13 protein-coding genes, 1 tRNA gene and 1 pseudogene are annotated in these 20771 nt (G+C 74.0%); 10 read left to right on the forward strand and 5 right to left on the reverse strand.

From position 1 onward, the window contains the following. Positions 1-118 precede the first annotated feature (118 nt). The gene (locus ACLQ22_RS10145; RefSeq protein WP_425692042.1) at positions 119-1279 is read left to right on the forward strand and encodes an ATP-dependent DNA ligase; all 1161 of its coding nucleotides are present in this window, start codon (positions 119-121) and stop codon (positions 1277-1279) included. A gap of 268 nt (positions 1280-1547) precedes the next feature. Here ACLQ22_RS10145 and ACLQ22_RS10150 read toward each other — a convergent pair whose 3' ends face one another. Together ACLQ22_RS10150 and ACLQ22_RS10155 are read right to left on the reverse strand one after the other, a co-directional pair. Then, positions 1548-1898 carry a hypothetical protein gene (locus tag ACLQ22_RS10150; protein ID WP_425692043.1) on the reverse strand — a complete coding sequence of 117 codons (351 nt, stop codon included), beginning with the start codon at positions 1896-1898 and terminating at the stop codon, positions 1548-1550. A gap of 535 nt (positions 1899-2433) precedes the next feature. Continuing rightward, positions 2434-2745 carry a hypothetical protein gene (locus ACLQ22_RS10155; protein ID WP_425692158.1) on the reverse strand — a complete coding sequence of 104 codons (312 nt, stop codon included), beginning with the start codon at positions 2743-2745 and terminating at the stop codon, positions 2434-2436. A 212-nt stretch (positions 2746-2957) separates the two neighbouring features. Between ACLQ22_RS10155 and ACLQ22_RS10160 the strand changes: the two genes are divergently transcribed. After that, positions 2958-4031 (forward strand): recombinase family protein, encoded by a 1074-nt coding sequence (locus ACLQ22_RS10160; protein WP_425692151.1) that lies wholly within the window; start codon positions 2958-2960, stop codon positions 4029-4031. Here the strand turns inward: ACLQ22_RS10160 and ACLQ22_RS10165 are convergent. Continuing rightward, positions 4013-4096, reverse strand: a tRNA-Leu gene (locus ACLQ22_RS10165). The genes ACLQ22_RS10160 and ACLQ22_RS10165 overlap by 19 nt on opposite strands. Before the next feature lie 221 nt (positions 4097-4317). Between ACLQ22_RS10165 and ACLQ22_RS10170 the strand changes: the two genes are divergently transcribed. From ACLQ22_RS10170 to ACLQ22_RS10200, 7 genes are all read left to right on the forward strand, one after another. Next, on the forward strand, positions 4318-7434 hold the full coding sequence (locus ACLQ22_RS10170) for a tetratricopeptide repeat protein (protein ID WP_425692044.1): 3117 nt from the start codon (positions 4318-4320) through the stop codon (positions 7432-7434). Between the two features lie 156 nt (positions 7435-7590). Next, a complete protein-coding gene (locus ACLQ22_RS10175) occupies positions 7591-10224 on the forward strand; it encodes a fibronectin type III domain-containing protein (RefSeq protein ID WP_425692045.1) in 2634 nt (877 codons plus the stop codon). A gap of 27 nt (positions 10225-10251) precedes the next feature. Next, positions 10252-11247 (forward strand): AAA family ATPase, encoded by a 996-nt coding sequence (locus tag ACLQ22_RS10180; protein ID WP_425692046.1) that lies wholly within the window; start codon positions 10252-10254, stop codon positions 11245-11247. 12 nt (positions 11248-11259) lie between these two features. Then, a complete protein-coding gene (locus ACLQ22_RS10185) occupies positions 11260-12429 on the forward strand; it encodes a DUF58 domain-containing protein (RefSeq protein ID WP_425692047.1) in 1170 nt (389 codons plus the stop codon). Positions 12430-12431: 2 nt separating this feature from the next. Beyond that, positions 12432-14810 (forward strand): DUF3488 and transglutaminase-like domain-containing protein, encoded by a 2379-nt coding sequence (locus tag ACLQ22_RS10190; RefSeq protein ID WP_425692152.1) that lies wholly within the window; start codon positions 12432-12434, stop codon positions 14808-14810. Between the two features lie 177 nt (positions 14811-14987). Beyond that, positions 14988-16055, forward strand: a complete 1068-nt coding sequence (locus ACLQ22_RS10195) for a DUF2855 family protein (protein WP_425692048.1) — start codon at positions 14988-14990, stop codon at positions 16053-16055. Between the two features lie 475 nt (positions 16056-16530). Continuing rightward, the gene (locus ACLQ22_RS10200; protein ID WP_425692049.1) at positions 16531-18237 is read left to right on the forward strand and encodes a substrate-binding and vWA domain-containing protein; all 1707 of its coding nucleotides are present in this window, start codon (positions 16531-16533) and stop codon (positions 18235-18237) included. Positions 18238-18296: 59 nt separating this feature from the next. Here ACLQ22_RS10200 and ACLQ22_RS10205 read toward each other — a convergent pair. Both ACLQ22_RS10205 and ACLQ22_RS10210 read right to left on the reverse strand, forming a co-directional pair. Next, positions 18297-18575, reverse strand: a pseudogene (locus tag ACLQ22_RS10205) (dehydrogenase); the annotation flags it as partial. 209 nt (positions 18576-18784) lie between these two features. Then, positions 18785-19213, reverse strand: coding sequence for a hypothetical protein (locus tag ACLQ22_RS10210; RefSeq protein ID WP_425692050.1), 429 nt, complete (start codon positions 19211-19213; stop codon positions 18785-18787). Positions 19214-19418: 205 nt separating this feature from the next. On the opposite strand from ACLQ22_RS10210, the gene ACLQ22_RS10215 reads away from it, so the two are divergent. Continuing rightward, positions 19419-20666 carry a sensor histidine kinase gene (locus ACLQ22_RS10215; RefSeq protein WP_425692051.1) on the forward strand — a complete coding sequence of 416 codons (1248 nt, stop codon included), beginning with the start codon at positions 19419-19421 and terminating at the stop codon, positions 20664-20666. Positions 20667-20771 lie beyond the last annotated feature (105 nt).

A 20771-nucleotide genomic window follows, 5' to 3' on the forward strand; every position in this document is an offset into this window, starting at 1 on the left:
ACCGGCCAGCCCCCGACCTGCCAGCCCTCGGGCATCGGCTTCTGCGGATCTTCGCCCCTACCGGGTCACCCCTCCCCCACGATGCGAAGGTGAGGACCGTTCAGACGCGGCGGGGACGGTGAGCCCGGCGCGGCGCCGGGCTGAAGCGGCCGCCGGGGTGCTGCGGCGGCCGGTCGCGCCGATGCTCGCAGTGTCGGTCAACGCCGTGCCGGACGGCCCGGACCTGGTATACGAGCCGAAGTGGGACGGCTGGAGGGCGATCGCCTTCCGGGAGGCCGACGGCGTGTATCTGCAGTCCCGCGCCGGCCGGAACCTCACCCCCTACTTCCCGGACATCACCCGCGCCGTCCGGGCCCTGCCGCCAGGAGGGGTACTCGACGGGGAGCTGGTGGCGTGGCAACGCGGGCGTACGGACTTCGCGCTGCTTCAGCGGCGGGTCACCGCCGGCCGCGGGACCCTGCAGTTGACGGCTCGGCACCCAGCGCACTACGTGCTGTTCGATCTCCTCGCCGACGCCAGCGGGCAACTGCTACTGGACACCCCGCTCGTCGAGCGGCGAGCCCAGCTGGCGTGCCTGCTCGCCGACGCGCCAGCGCAGCTCACCCTCACCCCGCAGACCGACGACATGGCCGAGGTCGGCCAGTGGCTGACCACGTGGACGGCAGCGGGCATCGAGGGCATCGTGATCAAGCGGCGCGGAGGCCGGTATACGCCCGGCCGCCGCGGCTGGGGCAAGTTCCGCACCCGGGTCACCACCGAGGCGATCGTCGGCGGCGTGACCGGCAGCATCAGCAACCCCGACACGGTGCTCCTCGGCCGTTTCGACCGGCGCGGCCGGCTGCGGTACACCGGCCGCACGCACCCGCTCGGCACGCCGCAGCGCCTAGAGCTGGCGACGCTGCTCTCGCCGCCGATCCTCCCGCACCGGCACGCAGTCGGGCACCCGTGGCCCGATCCGCTACCCGCGTCATGCCGGGCAGTTCGACCGGCCGGAGCCGCTGCGATACGTGCAGGTGCAGCCAACCGTGGTGACGGACATCAAGGTCGACACGTCATTCGAACACCAACGATGGCGACACCGCGTCCAGTACGCCCGACCCAGACCAGACCTGTCGGTGCACGACGTGCCGCTGCTCCTCGGCGAGGAAGAGAACCCGTTCACCATGCCGTAGCGCCCAGGACGCGACCTCCGTGCGGCGGCCTACCGGCTGGGCCTCGCCGTAGCTTCCGGACCAAAAACAACCTCAACCCTGCTCAAGGGCCCTGCACGAACGCCTGAGCCGGGGGATAGCTATCCCGTCTTTGACCAGCACTGGAGTTGTTTCTGGCCCGGAAGCTACCGGCAGGCCTACCTCGGCGTCGCGTACGCCAGCACCTACGAGCCGCGCTGCCCGTACGGACCGCGACGACATCGGCCACTGAGGGCCGGCGGAGCGCATTCAGGGTCGGCAGATTGGGGCGGCGGCGCCGGAGGGCCCCGACCCGACGTACGCGGCGGCCCGACCCGCGGTCCCCGCAGTGGCCGACGGGCCGGGCCGCCGCGCGGCTCACGCCGCGCGCAGGGCGTTTCGCCGCATCCAGCCGATGTTGTCGCTGGCGCAGCTGCAAGTCACCGACACGTACCACTCCAGCTCGCTGGTGTTGTAGTGCTCCATGCAGTAACCGCCACCGACCCGGTCACCGGCGTTCTTGACCTTCAGGGCCGGATCCATCCGGGTCGGCAGCTCGTACACGCCCGCCGACGGCCAGGTGACCACCCACTCGCAGGTGGCCGCGGCCCGGAAGCCGCCCCGCTGCTCCGCGTCGCCCCCGGTCGGGGCGGCGCTGGCGGGGGTGGCGACCGCCAGCAGTCCCGTGAGGACTCCGGCGAACCCGAGCATGGCGATTCCCTTACGCATCCTTCGTATCCCCTCGTCGACGAATTCGTGCCGGTCGATAGCTTATCGTGTCGACGCCGTATGCGCTGGGTGAGATCCGGCGCGGCATGGCTCCGGCTGCGCTGGACCTGGTCCTACGACGACGGCCCCTGGGCGACCGGCTACGCCGGTCCCCGCGCCTCCGAGGCGGTGGCCCGATGACTCGCCGCCTCTTCGCCACCTACGTCACCGGCGCCACCGACGAGTACCGCCTCGATGTTGTCACCGACCCCAAGCCCGACAACCCCCAGGGCCTCGCCGTAGCTTCCGGACCAAAAACAACCTCAGCCCTGCTCAAGGGCCCTGCACGAACGCCTGAGCCGGGGGATAGCTATCCCGTCTTTGACCAGCACTGGAGTTGTTTCTGGCCCGGAAGCTACCGGCAGACCTTACGGGCCAAAGAAGCCAGAGAAGGTGCTGCCGCGCCGCTTCCGGTCCTCGCGCCGTGGCCGGCGCTGCGGTCCGTGTCGGCTTGCCACCGGTCTGGCCCTGACCATGTCCGTACCTGTCGGTGGACCTACCGACTGGGCGAGTCCAGACCCATCTCCACAGCTTTCACCGCAGGCGCTTGCCCGGCTGCGTCGGTGCTCGGCTTCGCCGCCGCCACAGCGTCGCGGGTCGAGACGGGAAACGCCCGGGCGGCCGTCACCGCCGGGTCACTGCTGGCCGCGGTGGTCTCCGCTGGCGTTCGAACTCCTGCCCGCTCGGCGTCTGCCAGAACCTCCGGGCCGAACGGATCGGTGTGGGCCGCCTGGTTCTCGGCGGTCTCCTGACTGCGGTCTCGACGTACCGTGCCGAGGTCGATGCGTCCGTCGAGCTGGTCCTGCACCACCCGACACGCGAACGCCCCTGGGGTCCGGGCCCGGTCAACAAAGCTGGGCACACCGCGAAGAAGCTGCTGCACATCCTCAGCGCGGCGCTCACCGCGGACGCCCACCCTACGGCTACACCCTCCGCGACCTCGGCCCCCACCCCAACCCCGCCAAGGCCGCCGACGGCAAACGCCTCAAGGGCCTCACTCCCGACGACCACACTGCGCCGATCGTCCTGCGGATCTTCGCCGAGTTCCTCGCCGGCATCGGCCTCTTCGCTATCGCCGAAGGACTCACCGCCAACCACATACCGTGCCCGTCCGCACACGACCGCGCCCGCAACCCCCACCGCAGCGGCATCGCCTGGTCCAAGAGCGCCGTCCGCGTCATCCTTACCAACCCCCGTTACACCGGGCGACAGGTATGGAACAAACAACGCACCGACGAGGTACTGCTCGACGTCGACGACGTAGCAATGGGCCACACCGGCATCATGCGCTGGCACGCCCGCGACAAGTGGGTGGTCTCCAAGGAGATCAGCCACGAACCACTCATCGACGACGCGACCTTCGAACAGGCCCAAGCAATCCTTGAAAAGCGCGGACGGGGCACTGGAGGTCAACACGTCAAGCAGCGCACCCGCAACCCGTACGTCTTCCGCGGCCTGATCTACTGCGCAGCCTGCGACCGACGCATGCAGGGCCAGTACAACCACGGCAACGCCTACTACCGCTGCCGCTTCCCCCAGGAGTACGCCCTCGCCAACCAGATCGACCATCCCCGCAACGTGTACCTGCGCGAGGACGCCCTCACCGACCCGCTCGACACCTGGCTGGCCTCCGCCTTCACACCCCACCGCATCGAGCAGACGATCACCGCGATGGCCGACGCCCAACCCCTGGATCATCCGCCCGGTCACGGCAAGGCAGCCCAGGCAATCATCACCGAATGCGACGCCAAGCTGGAGCGCTACCGAGCAGCCCTCGACGCCGGCGCCGACCCGGCGGTGGTCACCAAATGGATCACCCAAACCCAGACCGAACGCGCCCGCGCCGAAGCCGACCTGCACGCGAAGGCGGGCAACAGCCCACGCCGCATGAGCCAAGCAGAGATTACGAGCCTGGTGACGGCGCTCGGCGACATCGCCACCGTGCTCCGCGACGCCGACCCTGCCGACAAGTCCGAGGTCTACCGGCAACTTGGGCTCCGGCTCACCTACCAGCCGGAAACACAAACGGTGCGCGCCGCAGTGAATCTCAGCGCGCACCGTGGGGTAATGGTTCGTGTCCGAGGGGGGACTTGAACCCCCACGCCCTATACGGGCACTAGCACCTCAAGCTAGCGCGTCTGCCATTCCGCCACCCGGACCTGCCCGTCCAGCCTACCGTGTCGACCGAGGTGACCTTCCACCCGCCGGCCGCCCTGGTGGGCCGCACGGGGAGTTACTGTACACGCCCCGGGTGGATCATGCACATCGGCTTCCGGCCGATGGACCGCCGCAGGTCGGAAGGCATCTCGCCCCGGGCGAACCGTGGCAAACGGGAGGGGCTGGGTAGCGTCCGACGGGCCTCACGCGGCAGCATGGCCACGTGTCCCATCCCTCTCCCCTGGCCGCCGTGCAGCACCGGGCCCTCGCCCTGCGCGCCGCGGGCGATCTCTATTCCGCCCGTCGGCTGCTCAACGACGCCGTCGGCTCCGCCCGGCCGCCGTACGGCAAGGACCACCCGGATGTGCTGAGCACCGCGCACCTGTTGGCCCGCCTGCACCGGGAGGCGGGCGACCCGGGTGCCGCCCGCCGGGTGCTGGAGGAGGCGTCCGCCGCCGGCGAGCGCCTCTGGCCACCGTCCGATCCGCTGATGCTGGCGCTCTGCTTCGAGCTGGCCGCGGTGGCGGACGAGTTGGGCAACCGGCACGAGGCCCGCCGCAACTACACCCGCGTCGCCGCCCTCGGGCCCGCCGTGCTCGGCGTCGACCACCCTGCGGTACGCACGGCACGGCAGTATCTCGGCGACGCCGCTCCCGCCCCTCAGCCCGCGCCGCCGGCCGCGCGGCCCGACATGTCCGTGCTCTCCGAGCCGACGATGTCGCTGGCGGTGCTCTCCACCACCTGGCGGCCGCACGAGCCCGCCGCGGTCGGCCCGCCGCAGCCGCCGGCCGCGCACCCGACGCCGCACGTCGCGAGCGGCCCGCCGGCCGCACCGGCGTCCCCGCACACCCCGCCGGTCCCGCCGCCGCCACCCGTTCCCGGCGTACGTGGGGTGGGACGGGCCGCTCCCGTCGCCCCGGCGCCGCACCCTGCGGCGGGCCCGCAGCGGCCCCGCTCGGTCGGCCACGCGCCGCAGATGCCGCCCGCGCCGCCGCAGGCGTACCCGGCCCCGCCGCAGGGTGCCCGGGTTCCGCCCCCACCGGTGGTGCCCGCACCGCCCCGGCAGGCGTGGGCCCCGCCGACGCCACCGCACGTGCCGGCCCCGCCGCAGGCACCGCATGCCCCCGGGCGGGGACAAGCGACCCCGTACGCCCCTCCGCCGCAGCGGATCCCGCCACCACCGACGATCCCGCCGCCGCCGGTCGTGCCCGCGCCACCGGGGCCGGCCCGTGCCGCCGTACCCCCGCCTCCGGCCGTGCCGTCCTCGGCGCAGCCGCCGTACGCCCCGGCGGTGCCCATCCCGCCGCCCCCGGTCGTGCCGTCGGCGCCCACCGCCGCCCCGGCGCACCCTCAGGTGCCGTCGGCGCCCGTGCCGCCGCCCCCGGTAGTCCCGGCGCAACGCCCCGCACCGGCGTCGCCGCGGTCTCCCTGGGCGCCTCCTCCCGGACCGGCCCAACCACCGGCGACGCCGGGTCCCGCCACACCTGCGCCGCGCCCCGCTCCGCCGGCGGCGGCCGGGGTGGCCTCGGTCGTTCCGGCCCCAAGGACGGCGCAGCCGCCGGCGACGGCGGCCCCGGTGTCGTCGCCCCCTGCCGCGACGCCACCCCTCCCGCCGCCCCTGCGCCACGCGGCCGCCGCTCCCGTCGTCGCCGCGCCGGAGCCGCCCGCCCCACCCGTGCCGGCCGCGCCGAAGCCACCCGTTCCTCCGCTGGCCGGCGCCGAGCCGCCCGCGCAGGCGAGGGCCACGGTGCCCCCGACGGGACCCGCCGTTGCGCCGCGACACCGGGCCGCCGACGAGGCGTCCCCGACCGTCGGCGCGTCGGCCGGGACGGCGGCGTCCGAAGCCGTGTCGCCGTCGAGCACCACGACGCCCGGAACGACAGCGGGGCCCGCCGCCGAACCACCCTCCAGCACGGGTACGACGAGCGCCGCGTCGCCCCGACCCGGTACGCCGGATGCCGAGCCTGCCGCGCCGGACATCCCGTCCTCGCCGCTGGCCAAGTCCGTCGGCGAGGCCCCGCGCGCGTCGGCGCCGGAGGCGACCGCCCCGGCGTCGGAAGCGCCGGAGCGCCCGGCCGGGGCTGCACCCGGATGGGCGAAGCCGACCATCCAGGTCAAGCAGATCGAGCCGCTGCTCGCCGAGGAGATCGCTCGCGCCGCCGGCACTACCGCCGCACCGGATGCTCCGGTCAGCCCCGCCCGATCGTCCGAGACGCCGCCGTCCGACACGTCACCGGCAGCGGCGCACGCCGCCCCGGTCAGCGCCCCGCCGGTCAGCGCACCACCGACGCCCCCGGTCAGCGCACCGCCCGCGTACCCGACGGGCAGCCCACCCGTCAGCGCACCGCCCGCGCCCCCCGTCAGCGCACCGCCCGCGTACCCGACGAGCAGCCCACCGGTCAGCGCACCGCCGCGGGGTGTCAGTACGCCGCCGGTTCCCCCCTTGCCGCTAATCCCGCCCCCACCGTCGGTGATGCCACCGCCGGTCAGCGCGCCGCCCGGGGTTCAACCGCCGGTGAGCGCGCCGCCCGGGGGCCAGCCGCCGGTGAGCGCGCCACCGTGGAGCATGTCCGCGCCGCCGTGGAGCAGCACGGCTCCCCCACAGGCGCTCACGGGAGCGACGACCGACGCCGACGCCGACGCCGACCAGCCGGACGTCGAGGAGGAGCTGGAACGGGCCGAGTGGGAACGGGAACGGGAGGAGGTGGAGCAGGCGGAGCCGGAGCGGGAGAAGGTCGACGACCTGCCGCCGGCGTACCTCGACATCGACGAGACGTTCCCGATGAAGGCGCAGCCCGTGCGGGCCCGGCCGACGGCCCCGCAACCCGCGCAGCAACAGGCGCCGGCCTTCCCGCCGCCGCCGGCGTACCCGATGATGCCGGAGCCCGAGGAGGGCGGCCGGAACCGCACGGCGGTCATCGTCGCGGTGGTCGTCGCGGTCCTGGCCGTCGCGGCGCTCGTCGGCGTGGGCGTGCTGGTGCTCAACCGCGACGCGGCGCCGCCGGCGGGACCCGGCTCGCCGTCGGCCGCCGCGCCGTCCGCGTCGGCGGCCGGCCCGCCGCCGGGCGGGCTGAGGCTGAAGGACGACTCGGCGACGATCACCCTGAACTGGACGGACCCGGCGGGTGGCGGGGTGCCGTTCATGGTGGCCGGCGGCCGGACCGGTCAGGCGCTGGGTGTGATGGCCACGGTGGACCCGGGGCAGACCAGCTACACGGTCAACGGGCTGAACTCGCGGGTGGACTACTGCTTTACCGTGCTGGCGGTCTACTCGACGGACTCGTTCGCCACCTCCGGGCAGGTCTGCACGGAACGGGAGGGCGACACGCCGTCGAGCTGACCGTCCACTGCGGCGTGGCGCACACGCACGGTGTCCACAGGAGGACGGTGCGGGTTCCCACGCCCCCGACCCGGCCATATGATGGCACCCGGCTCAGGGGAGGGTCGCCGGACATGGCGCGCCACCTGCCAGGGACGACACGGGAGGCAGCCGGTAGTGGCCACCATCGATGACGCCGGGCACGCCGGCACCGGTCCGCCGCGTCGCCGGCCCCGCCGGATGCGCGGCGGGGTCGTCACCATCGCGACGGTGGCCGCGCTGCTGGCCGCCATGGGGCTCACCATCCACGGCCTCGGCGCGGCGGACAACGCGGTGGCGAGCCACGACGCGAGTTCCTGGCTGTGGAGCGCCGCGCGCAGCGAGCTGGCCCGCGTCAACGGCATCACCGCGCGGGTCGACACCCGGGTCGGGATCCCGGGCGCCCGCCGGCACCCGATGCAGGTCACCCAGACCGACCGGCTGCTGGTCCTGCGGGACCTGAACACCGGTCAGGTCAGCTCGCTGGACCTGGCCACCCTCCAGATCACCGCGACCACCCGGACGACCCCGGGGCTCGGCGTCAACGTGGCCCTGCACGAGGACGCGGCGTTCGTCGTCGACGCCGTGCAGGGCGTCGTCCGGCAGCTCGACCCGCGGTCGCTGACCCCGATCGGCGAGCCGGTGCGCTACCCGCCGGGCATCACCGGCGGGTCCTTCGACGGCGAGGGGCGCCTGTGGATCGCGGTGCCCAGCGAGGGCACCGTCTCGGCGGTGACCGCCGCGCCGCTGCCCTCCGCGCCCGCGTCGGCGGCCCCCGCCGGGGCCGGGCTCAGCCCGAAGAAGGTCGAGACGTACGACGTCGCGGACGCCAGCCACGAGCTGGTGGTCTCCACCCTGGACGACGGTGTAGCGGTGCTCGACCGCACCGCCAGCGCCCTGGTGACCGTGCAGCGCGGCGAGGTGCGGACCACGCCGCTGACGATGACCGCGCCGGGCGCGCTGCCGGCGCGCACCAGCGGGCCGCACGTGCCCGTGACGGTGCCCGGCGAGCGGCGGGTGCACGTGGTCGACGACGCGGGCGCGGTGCGGGCGTTCACCGTGCCGGGCGCGGGCGACAAGATCAGCCCGGCCGTGGCGTGGGCCGGCCGCTACTACTGCGCCGACGAGGCGTCCGGCACCGTCTACGCCTTCGACTCCGGCGGGCAGCTCGTCGACACCATCCGGGGCCGGGGCACCGGGCCGCTGGAGCTGGAGGTGCGGGAGAACCACCTGTTCATCAACGCCCCCGACTCGGCCACCGCGCAGGTGGTGGACGACAAGCACCAGGTCCGCGAGGTCGACAAGTACGCCAACGACGTCCTCGGCGGCGACCCGCCGCCCGCTCCCCCGCCGCCGCCCCCGCCGAAGAAGCCCAAGGTGGGCAAGCCGGGCGCCCCGCGCGGCGTCACCGCCGCCGCCGGCAACGCGCAGGCCCGGGTGAGCTGGCGGCCGGCCCCGGCCAACGGGGCGGAGATCACCCGGTACGTGGTGCAGGGCGCCGACCAGCGCGTGGAGGTGGGCGCCAACCAGCGGGCGGTCGAGATCAAGGGCCTGACCAACGGCGAGACGTACCGGTTCTCGGTGCACGCGGTCAACGCGAAGGGCGACGGTCCCGCGCGTACCAGCAACCCGGTGACGCCCACGGCCGCGGTGCCGGACCCCCCGGCCGGCGTCACCGCCCGGGAGCGCCCGGACGGCACGGTGCTGGTGAAGTGGCCGGCCGCCGACGGGCAGGGCAACACGATCGCGAAGTACGTGGTCACGGCCACGTCGGCGGGCACCAACGCCCCGGCCGGCGAGTCCCGCAGGACCGAGCTGGTGGTGCCGGCGGGCGAACTGGAGTACGGCACGCAGTACGCGTTCACGGTGGTGGCGGTCAACGACCGGGGCGCCGGCTCGGCGGCCTCGCCGGTGAGCAACACCGTCGTGCCGTACGCGCCGCCGGAGCGGCCGTCCGAGCTGCGATCGACCACGGTGGCCGATCGGCCGGGCGCCGTCGCGGTGCAGTGGTCCCCGGCGGCGGCGAACGGCCGGCCGGTGACGAAGTACCTCGTGGACGTGGGCGGGCGCAGCAGCGAGGTGACCGACACCCGGGCCACGGTGGACGGGCTGGGCAACGGCCAGAACGTCACCGTGAAGGTGCGGGCGGTCAACGAGGCCGGGCCCGGCCCGGAGGCCACCACCACGGCCCGCACGGTGGCCGAGCCCCGCGTCACCGTGACCGGTTCCTCGGCCACCGCCACCTCGGCGACGGTGACGTTCACCGTGGACGCCGGTGGCGGCAAGGCGACCTGCTCGCTGAGCACGGCCGGTGAGCCGGCGAAGCCCGGGAGCTGCTCCAGCATCACGATGACGGGCCTGACGCCGGGCACGAAATACACGTTCACCGTGACGGCGCGCAACGCCGCCGGCGACGGCACCGCCACCCGCGCCCAGGCCACGGGCGCCCTCTACGGGATCGCGACCTGCCGCAACGGGCCCGAGGACGACCAGCGGACGTACTGCGACAAGGATGTCGACGGCCGCAACGGCAACGAGATCTTCTCGGTGCCCCGGCAGGACAACGACCGGCAGGTCGGCTGGGCGAAGCCGGGCACCCGGCTCAAGGCGTACTGCAGGAAGTCGGGCGAGAACGTCGACTCCTGGATCTACAACGACCAGAAGCAGAGCACCTGGTGGGTGCAGGTCGACTACAAGGGACGCAACTACATCCCCTGGGCCTGGCTCAACCTGGAGGGCGGCGACGACATCAAGGTCCTGCCCACCTGCTGACCCACCCAGGCAAGGAGCACCACCGCCGTGAACACCCCAGAACCGCTCACCCAGCCGGAGGTGCAGGGCTTCGCCGCCCTCGCCGCCCGGCTGGCCGAGAACGTCAACGCGGTGGTGCTGGGCAAGCCGCAGGTGGTCCGGCTGGCGCTGACCGCCCTCTTCGCCCAGGGGCACGTGCTGCTGGAGGACGTGCCGGGGGTCGGCAAGACCACCCTTGCCCGGGCCATCGCGGCGACGGTGAAGGGGCAGTGGCGGCGCATCCAGTTCACCCCCGACCTGCTCCCCTCCGACGTGTCCGGGGTGACGATCTTCAACCAGGCCACCCGGGGCTTCGAGTTCCACCCGGGGCCGGTGTTCGCCAACATCGTCATCGCCGACGAGATCAACCGGGCGTCGCCGAAGACCCAGTCGGCGCTGCTGGAGGTGATGGAGGAACGCACCGTCACCGTGGACGGGGTCCGGCACCCGGTGCCGCAGCCGTTCCTGGTGGTGGCCACCCAGAACCCGGTGGAGATGGACGGCACGTACCGGCTGCCCGAGGCCCAGCTCGACCGGTTCCTGGTGAAGCTCTCCGTCGGCTATCCCGACGAGGCGGTCGAGGTGGAGGTGCTTCGCGGAGCGACGGTCCGCTCCCCGGAGGCGCTGACCGCGGTCACCGACACGGCCACCGTCGGGGAGATGGTCCGCATGGCCCGCCGGGTGCACATCGCCGAGCCGCTCTACGCGTACGCGGTGCGGCTGGCCGCGGCCACCCGCACCCACCCGCAGGTACGCGTCGGGGTCAGTCCCCGGGGCGTGATCGCGCTGACGAGGGCGGCGTGCGCGTACGCGCTGATCGACGGGCGGGGCTGGATCATGCCGGAGGACCTGAAGACCCTGGCCGAGCCGGTCTTCGCACACCGGCTGCTGCTCACCCCCGACGCGCAGGTGCGCGGGGTCACCGCCGCCGAGGTGCTGCGCCAGGCGATCGCCTCGGTCCCGGTGCCGCTCCCCTCGGGCCAGCCGGCCCCGGTCCAGGGCTGACCGGCGACGCCGGTGTCCGCGTTCACCGCCCGGTGTGTCGGGCTGCTCGTCGCCGCCGTCGTGCTGCTCGGCGTCGGCTTCCGCTTCGCGTACCCGGAGTTGACGCTACTCGGGGCGGCGGCCGGCATCGCCGTGGGCTACGCCGTGCTGAGCGCGGCGTGGCGGCCCCGCCTGGAGGTGACCCGCAGCGCCGACCCGGACCGGGTGGCGCGGGGCGAGCCGGCCACCATGACCCTGACCGTGCGCAACGCGGGGCGGCTGCGGGCGGCGAGCCTGGTGGCCGAGGACCGGTGCGGCGACCGGGCGGTCCCGGTGCCGCTGCTGCGGCTGCGACCGGGCCGCGACACCACGGTCCGCTACGAGGTGCCGACCGCCCGCCGGGGCGTGGTGCCGGTGGGGCCGCTGCGGCTGACCCGGCGCGACCCCCTGGGCCTGGTGTCGCTGGCCCGCCCGTACGGCGGCACGGTGCCGGTCTGGGTGCACCCGCGCGTGCACCCGCTGAACGCGGTGCCCACGGGGGCGGGGCGCAGCCTGGACGGCCGGGTGGACAAGGTGCCGCACGGGTCGATCACCTTCGACTCGCTGCGCGAGTACGTGGTCGGTGACGAGCTGCGCCGGGTGCACTGGCGTACCAGCGCCCGGGTGGGCGAGCTGATGGTGCGGGAGAACGTGGACACCAGCCTGCCGCGGATCGTGCTGCTGCTGGACAACCGGACGGCCGCCCACCCGCAGCGCCTCGACGGGGTGGCCGAGTCGTTCGAGTCGGCGTGCGAGGCCGCCGCCTCGGTGCTGGTCGCCGCGTACCGCGAGGGTCTGCCGGTGGTGCTGCTGCTGGTCGCGCCGGAGCCGGCCGGCCTCGCGGCGGCCGGTGGCGACGCGGCGGCGCACGGGCCGCTGGACCGGCTCGCGGCGGCGGGACTCGCCGACGACGGCGACCTTCAGCCCGCCACCACCCGGCTGCGGCGGGAGCGGCTCGGCGACACGCTGGTCTTCCTCACCGGGCCGGGGGGCCGCGACGACCTGGGGACGGTGGGCGCGCTGCGGGCCGCGTACCCGTCGGTGGTGGTGGGGGTCTTCGGGGCGACGGAGCCGGCGCCGTCGGGCGCGGCCGGCCTGGTGGTGATCGACGCCGCGGACGGGGCGGCGTTCGCCGCCGAGTGGGACGGGGTGCGCAGGTGGTGACGGTGGCCGGCGGCGCCGCGGCGGGGCGGCCGGCCGACGGGGGCGGCACGACGGCGACCACCGGCCCGACCGGGGCCGGCGGTGGTGACGGCCGTGGCCGCGCCGAGGGCGGCGGGATTGCCCGGCTGGGACGGGCGCTGCGGGCGGTCCCGGTGCCGCTGGCACTGATCGCGATGATCGGCCTGGCGGGCGCGGTGCTCGGCCGGGTCTACGCCGGCCCGCTGCTGACCTGGCTGGTGCTCGGGGCGGCGGTGGGCTCGGTGCTGGTCAGCGTGGCCGCCCGCCGGTTGCCCTCGTGGTTGGTCGCACCCGTCTCGGTGCTCGCGATGGCCGGCTGGACGGCCTGGTCGCTGCGCCTCACCGCGACCCGCGCCGAACTGCCCGGCGGTCTGGCCCAGGTGACCGCGGACGCCGCCGCGAACGGCATTCCCCGGCTGCTGACGGCGATGATCCCCGTGGAGCCGACCCCCGACACGGTGCTGGTGCCGCTGGTCGCCGCGTGGCTGGCCGGCCTCGCCGGGGCGGAGGTGGCGATGCGGGCGGGCCGGGTGCTGCTCGGCTACCTGCCGCCGGTGCTGCTCTACGCCGCCGCGCTCTACGTGGTCGGCCCGAACGCCAATCCCGCGATCGGGCCGACGCTGGCCCTCGTGGCCGTGGCGGTGCTCGGCCTGGCGATCCCGGCGGGCGGCGGGGCCACGGCCGGCGTCGACCCGGCCGCCGGCCTGGCGCCGGCGGTCCGCGCCGCCGTCCGGGCCCGGCTCGCCGCCGCCTCCGCCGCCGGCCTCGCGGTGGTGGTCGGGCTGGTCGCGCTGCTCGGTCCGCTGCTCGCCGGCCAGGTCGACGGTCGGCCGGTGGACCCTCGACGGTACGTCGAGCCGCCGCAGGTGGAGACGCTGGACGAGAACCCGCTCATCCGGATCTCCGGCTGGGCGCTGAACCCGGGCCAGCAGCTGCTCGACGTGCGTACGCGACGCTCGGACCCACCGGGTTCCGGGCCGGCCGAGCAGCCGGGGGCCTCCCCCGGGCCGGATGCCGGCCGCCCCGTGCCGATCCGGCTGGCGGTGCTCAGCGACTACGACGGGGTGACCTGGCGGGTCGGCGCGACGTACCGCAACGCGGGGCGGATCCTGCCCGCCACGGCGCCGGCCCCCGACAGCACCGTGGAGACGGTACGGCAGGAGATCACCGTCGCCGGGCTGAGCGGCCGGCTGCTGCCCGCCGTCGCCACCCCGCGCGAGGTCACCGGCGCGCGGGTGGCGTACGACCCGACGACCGGGACGCTGATCCGCCCGGAGGGCCTGACCCCGGGGCTGCGCTACAGCGTGACGTCGGCGCTGGAGACGCCGGACGCCAACCTGCTCGGCACGGCGGACGTGCCGGCCGGCGAGGAGGTGGCCCGGGTGCTGCGGGTCGCCGACGGGGTGCCGGACCCGTTGCGCCGGCTCGCCGCCCAGCTCGCCGAGTCCAACGGCGCCCCGTACGCGCGGGCCGCCGCCGTGGAGCAGTTCCTCGCCGAGCACTACCGCCTCGTCGCGGACGCGCCGAGCGGGCATGCATATCCGAACCTGAACTTCTTCCTCTTCGGACCCCGCAACGCGGGCGGCCAGCGGGGCACCTCCGAGCAGTTCGCGGCGGCGTTCGCCGTGCTGGGCCGGCTGACGGGGCTGCCGACCCGGGTGGTGGTGGGCTTCCGCGCCGCCGGCGACGGCCCGGTCCGGGCCGGCGACGCGTACGCCTGGCCGGAGGTGCTCTTCGAGGGTCTGGGCTGGGTGCCCTTCGACCCGTTGCCCCGGCCCGACGAGGAGCCGCGACCGGTGGAGGAGGACTTCCGCCCCGCACCGGAGGAGCCGCCCCCGTCGGAGGTGCCGGAGCCCACGGTCGAGCCGACCGCGACCCCGCAGCCGGCGGCGGCGCCGGGCCGGCCGGCCGGCTCCGGCGGGCCGTCGACGGCTCTGCTGGTCGGCGGCGGGACGGGCGGCGTGCTGCTGCTGGTCGTGGCCGCGCTGCTCGCCCTGCTGCTGATGCGCCGGGCACTGACCCGGGCGCGGCTGGAACGGGGCGACCCCGGCAAACGGATCGCCGGCGCCTGGCGGGAGGTCACCGACGCGCTGCGGCTGGCCGGTCACCCGGTCGGTGGGGACCTCTCCGCCTCCGAGGTCGCCGCCCACGCCCGTGCCGTCCTCCCCTTCGGGGCGGACGTCGAGGAGTTGGCGGGGCTGCTCAACCAGACGGCGTTCGCTCCTGCCACCGCGACGGCGGAGCAGGCGGCGCGGGCCGCCACGACGGCCGGCGACTACGTCGCCGCGCTGCGCGCCGCCCGCCCCTGGTGGCGGCGCCTCCTCTGGTCCGTGCGCCCCGGCCCCCTCCGCTGGCACCGCTGAGCCCCTCCGCGAGGCTCGGCGATCCGGCCACCCCCACCGGGTCGCGCGGCACGCAGCGCGACCCACGGCCGTCGCTGCCGCCGGCTCCGGGTTGTGGTTCCGTCAACCGGACCGCGAGTGGGATTTTGCACTCGCAGTGCACTTGTCTCGGCCTCCGGGGCTGCCTAGCGTCGCATCATGCCTGCTTCCTGGACCTTCGCCGTGGCCCGTGACGACCTGAGCCGGACCACCCTCGTCGAAGGCACGACGCCCGCCCTCGCCGACGGCGAGGCACTGTTGCGAGTGGACCGCGTCGGCCTCACCGCCAACAACGTCACCTACGCGGTGCTCGGCGACTCGATGCGGTACTGGGAGTTCTTCCCGCCCGGCCCCCGTGGGCTCGGCCCGCAGTGGGGACTCCCGCCGCTGTGGGGCTTCGCCGAGGTGGTCGAGTCAACGGTCGAGGGGGTCGCGGCGGGGCAGCGGGTCTACGGCTACCTCCCGCCGGCGGGTCACTTGGTGGTGCGGCCGGACCGGGTGGACGCCTCCGGGTTCCGCGACGCGAGCGCGCACCGGGCCGACCTGCCCTCGCCGTACAACGTGTACCGGGCGACCACCGGCGACCCGGCGTACCGGGAAGACCAGGAGGACCTGCTGGTCCTGTTCCGGCCGCTGTTCTTCACCTCCTTCATGCTGGCCGACCAGGTCGTCGACAACGACTTCTACGGGGCGCGGTCGCTGGTGCTGTCGTCGGCGTCGAGCAAGACCGCGTACGCCGCCGCCTTCGAGCTGCACGGCCGGGGCCCGCGCCTGGTCGGGCTCACCTCACCCGGCAACCTCGCGTTCACCCGGTCACTTGGGTGCTACGACGACGTCGTCTCCTACGACGACATCCACGCCCTCGACGCCGTACCGACCGCCTATCTCGACCTGTCCGGCGCGCCCGCCACCCGGGCCGCGCTGCGGGAGCACCTCGGCGACCGGCTCGTGCGGGACGTCGCGGTCGGACTCACCACCCAGATCCCGAACGCCGACGCCGCGGGAGAGGTGTTCTTCGCCCCGGTGCAGATGCGCAAGCGCCGCCAGGACTGGGGCCGCGACGGGCTCGACCAGCGGTTCACCGACGCCTGGCAACGGTTCACCGGGGTCGTGGGCGAATGGCTCGACGTCCGGGTCGGATCCGGGCCCGACGCCCTGGAGCGTGCCTGGCCGGAGGTCCTCGCCGGCCGGACGCCACCGCGCGTGGGTCAGATCGTCCGCCTGTGAGCGGCGCTGCGGCGCGAGCCCCGCGGCCGGCTGCTGGCGGACGAACCACTCACCGCCCTCTCGCGCGAGGGATCCACCGCCATCGTCACTTCCGCTCGAACCGCGAGACGGCACGACACGCCGGAGGCGAGTGGCTTTCGGGCTGGCGGGCCGTGACACCATACCTCTGTCGTCCGTCGCCCCGGCGCGGCTCGTCAAGGTTCCGGTGGAGTCACAATGGCCGGGCTGGCAGGGGCAGCGATGCCAACGCCGCCGGGTTCGGGTGATCCGCGCACGGCGGGGCCCTGCCAGCTCATCGGGCGGCCGGGGGTGGGCGGCCGGGGCGCCGTCCACCCGGGCAGGGACGGACATGGCCACCGGGTAGCGGTCAACCCGGCAGGCCATCGCCGACGCCACCGCCGCACACCCCTGGAGGGAACCGATGGTTTCAGGTCGACCGACTGCCCGGCCGTGGCTGCCGTACACCGCGGCCATCGTGGCCGGAGCCGCGGTCATCGCGGCGACCTACCTGATCGTCCGGCCGGCGGCGGACGTCGGATGCACGCCGCTGGAGGTCAGCGCGTCGATCGAGAAGGACGTGCTGCTCGGCGAGCTGGCGGAACGCTACAACAAGAGCGATCGGCGAGTCGGCGACCGGTGCGCCGTGGTGACCGTGCACGGCCTCGCCTCCGGTGCCTCGACGGACGCGCTGGCCGGCGACTGGGCGGCCAAGCAGCCCAACCTGCCACGGCCGCAGGTGTGGTTGCCGACGTCGAGCCTGTGGACCGGGCAGTTGAAGTTGCTGGACGAGGCCGCCGGACGCCCGGCGCAGACCCCGGGCCAGTACCCGTCGATCGCGAACAGCCCGCTGGTGATCGCCATGCCGCAGTCGAAGGGTGAGCACCTCCAGCAACAGGGCCCACTCGGCTGGGGTGAGGTCCTGGGCTCGTCCGGGCGCACGGGCTGGGCCACCTTCGGTCGCCCCGACTGGGGGCGGTTCAGCTTCGGCAAGGTCAACCCGAACCTGTCCACCTCCGGGCTGGCGGCCACGATCGCGAGCTACTACGCGGCCATCAACCGGGCCAGCGACCTGACCGAGAGCGACGTCGCGAATCCGGCGGTGACCCAGTTCGTCCGCCGCATCGAGGCCAACGTGTCCCACTACAGCGACGACATCGTGGACCTGTTGAAGGACCGCGCCGAGGCGGACCTGTCCAGCGCCGACACGGCGGCCCCGACGGACATGAGCGCGGTGGTGACGCAGGAGGAGCTGGTCTACCAGTACAACGAGGGGAAGCTGAGCCCGACCCCGGGCAAGAAGCCGAGGGTCCCGCTGGTAGCGCTGTATCCCAAGGAAGGCACGTTCAACCTCGACCACCCGTACGTGGTGCTCCCCTCGGCCAGCCCGGAGCAGCGTGACGCCGCCGCCGACTTCCTGAAGTTCCTCCAGGAGCCGCCGCAGCAGCAGAGCTTCAGCCGGCACGGCTTCCGCGACCACGAGCGGAACGCGGCCGGCCCGCTGATCGCCGCCGTCGGCGGGCGGGGGGCCGAGAACCTCACCTATTTCGACCCGCCGGATCCCGCCGTGGTCAAGGCGATCCTCACCGGCTGGGGCACGCTGCGGAAGAAGGCCAACATCCTCGTGGCCGTCGACACGTCCGGTTCGATGAACCTGAAGATCGGTGACCAGACCAGGTTCCAGGTGGCGACCAGGGCCGCCGCCAAGGGCTTCGGCCTGCTGAACTCCGAGGACAAGGTCGCGCTCTGGTCGTTCTCGTCCGAGACCCCACAGCGGCCGAAGTCGCCGTACAGCGAGGAGGTCCGGCTGTCACCCTTCAACCAGAAGGCGCTCACCAAGGAGCTCAACAATCTGCACGTCGAGGGCGGCACCGCGCTGTACGCCACCGTACGGGCGGCACACCGGCACATGCTCGATCACTACGACCAGTCCCGGATCAACGCGGTGGTCGTGCTGACCGACGGCACGAACGAGTACACCAAGGACAACAACCTTGACCGGCTGCTGAAGGATGTCGCGTTGGATCCGGATCGACCGATCAAGATCTTCTGCATCGCCTTCGACGAGAAGTCCGACTTCGGGAAGCTGGACCAGATCGCCAAGGCGTCCGCGGGCAAGGCGTTCGACGCCCGCGACCCGGCGAAGATCGACGACGCGTTCGTCAAGCTCGTCAGCAGCTTCTAGCGCCGCGCAACCAGGCCCGGCACGCGGTGCGCGGCGAGGCGGATCCGCGCGGCCGGGTTTCAGGCCCGCAGGCGGCGGACGAGTTTGCGCAGGCCGGACTGCCAGCCGTCCGGGTCCTCCGCCTTGCGGCGGGCGTACCCGGCGACCTCGGGATGCGGCAGGATCAGGAAGCGCTCCTCGGCGAGGCCGGCGACCACCGCGTCCGCCACCTGGTCCGCGGTGAGCACCGCACCGGAGGCGGCCACGACCCGCGCGCCCAGATGACCGGCGGCCAGCCCGTCGGCGAGCATCGGCGTGTCCACGCCCTGCGGGCACAGCGCGCTGATCCTGGCGCGGGCGTGCGCGGCGTCCTCGGTCGGGCAGACGAAGATCCGCGCGACCACCTCGAAGCCGGGGCGCCGCTCGCCGAGTCGCCCCGGTCCCGGCTGCGGCCGGGACCGGGGTTTGGCCCGCGCGGTCAGGCGCACCACGGCTCGGTGACAGTGGCCGGGCCCGCCACCTGTCGCCTCGCCGGATCCGTGCGGGTGCCGCCGTCTGCGCCGGTCGTTCAGGAACGATAGAAGATCGTGCTGTACCTTCCACAGATGTTGGCGCTCAGGGAATTGTCGGTGCACTCGTTGATCTCGACCCGCGTGACATTCGAGGCAAAGTTGTAGGTCCTGGTGACCGTCGAGTTCGTGCCGTTGTCGTTGGCGAGTTCCTCGTAGCGCGTTCCGCCGTCACGGTAGTAGGCCATGAGCCGCGCCTTTGCGTTGCGGTCGTTCGCCACGGTGTCCTTGACCTGCACCTTGACGTACAGTCGGCCGTTGTCGCCCCACCACCAACTACCGTGCACCCAGGCGCCGGAGACATCCGCGCTCGTGCTGCTCATCGACCATTCGGTGGCCGCCTGGGCCGGGGCCGGAGAAACCACGACCGTACCGAACAGAGTGGAAATTCCCAAGAGGGCGGCGACGGCGGAACGACGCTTCTTCAATTCGTACTCCCTTTAGCGGTTGGCTTGCACCGAAGACGTTAATTTGCACGGCGTCCGTCCACATCGTCCCGCTGGTTGATCCCCTACCGCGACCGCTGCGGTATCCGAATCGGCTGCCTACCGCAGCGGTTGTACGGCACCACCCGCGGGACACCGGCCCTCATCGCCACCGCTCGACCTCGCACCGACCACTTAGGATCTACCGGTGCCACACCGCGAGCGGCTCCGGCAACGACTGCACGACGTGCCCGCGACGGTCGTCGACGCGGCGGTCGCCACCGGCATCGTGGCGGTCACGGCCTGGATGGGGCGCGACTACCAACTGCCCGGCTTCCGCGAGTTCGACGGCACGGCGCTGGTCCTGACCTGCCTGGCCAACATCCCGCTCGCGGCACGCCGCCGCGCCCCGGTGACCGTCCTGCTGACCTGCTGCGCCGTGGTGGCGTGGTTCCTCACCCTCGGCTACGTGCCCAGCCTGAACCTGTTCGGGCCGCTGCTCGCGATGTACACCGTGGCCGCGACGCGTCCCACCCGCACCGCCCTGCCGGGGGCCGCGGCCACGGCCGGGGTGGTCTTCTACAGCGGCATGGTGGTCGAGGTCTACACGCCGTGGACGGCGCTCGCCCAGGCGCTGGTGGCGACTCTGGTGGCCTGGCTGTTCGGGGCCGGGGCCCGACGGCTGGCCGACCGCAACCGGCGACTGCTCGCCCTGGCCGAGGAACTGCGCCGGGAGCGGGAGGCCCGGGCCCGCAGCGCGGTCATGGCGGAACGGATACGTATCGCCCGCGAGCTGCACGACGTGGTCGCCCACCACATGTCGGTGATCTCGGTGCAGGCCGGCCTGGCCCGGTACGTCCTCGCCACCGATCCGGCGACGGTGGGCGCGGCGCTGGACACCATCGCCGACAGCAGTCACGAAGCGCTGGAGGAGATGCGCCGGATGCTCGCCCTGCTCCGGGTGTCCGACACCGATCCGCGAAGCGAGGGCGACGGCCGCGACCCCGCACCGGGGCTGGGTCGGCTCGACGAACTCCTTGAACGGATCAGGGCCGCCGGCGTCCAGGTCGCGGTGGTGGTCGTGGGCTCGCCCCGCCCACTGCCACCGGGGGCGGACCTCTGCGCGTACCGGGTGGTGCAGGAGTCGTTGACGAACGTCCTGAAGCACGCGCGCGGGGCCCGGGCGAACGTCACGCTCGACTACGGCCAGCCGGAGCGGCTGACCATCCGGGTCGCCGACGACGGCCCCGGCGCTCCTGACGGGCCAGCGCACGGCCACGGTCTCGCCGGCATGCGCGAGCGGGCACGACTGTACGGCGGAAGCCTGCACGCCGGCACCGCCCCGGGCGGCGGCTTCACCGTCACCCTCAGTCTGCCCGTCGGAGTCGTTCCACCCGACAGGCACGAGCCGGGGGTCACCGGTCGGTGGCCGTCGCCTCCGGCCCGGCCCGCCTAGCCTGCCCGTGTCGAGGTGTCGACGCCGTTTCCAATGGCCCGTGATCTTGCCGGCTGCGTCGGCACGAGCTCCGGGCCGGGGCTGGCATTCGCCGCGGGCGGGTGA

This window comes from Micromonospora sp. DT178 (assembly GCF_049841695.1).
Taxonomy (GTDB): Bacteria; Actinomycetota; Actinomycetes; order Mycobacteriales; family Micromonosporaceae; genus Micromonospora.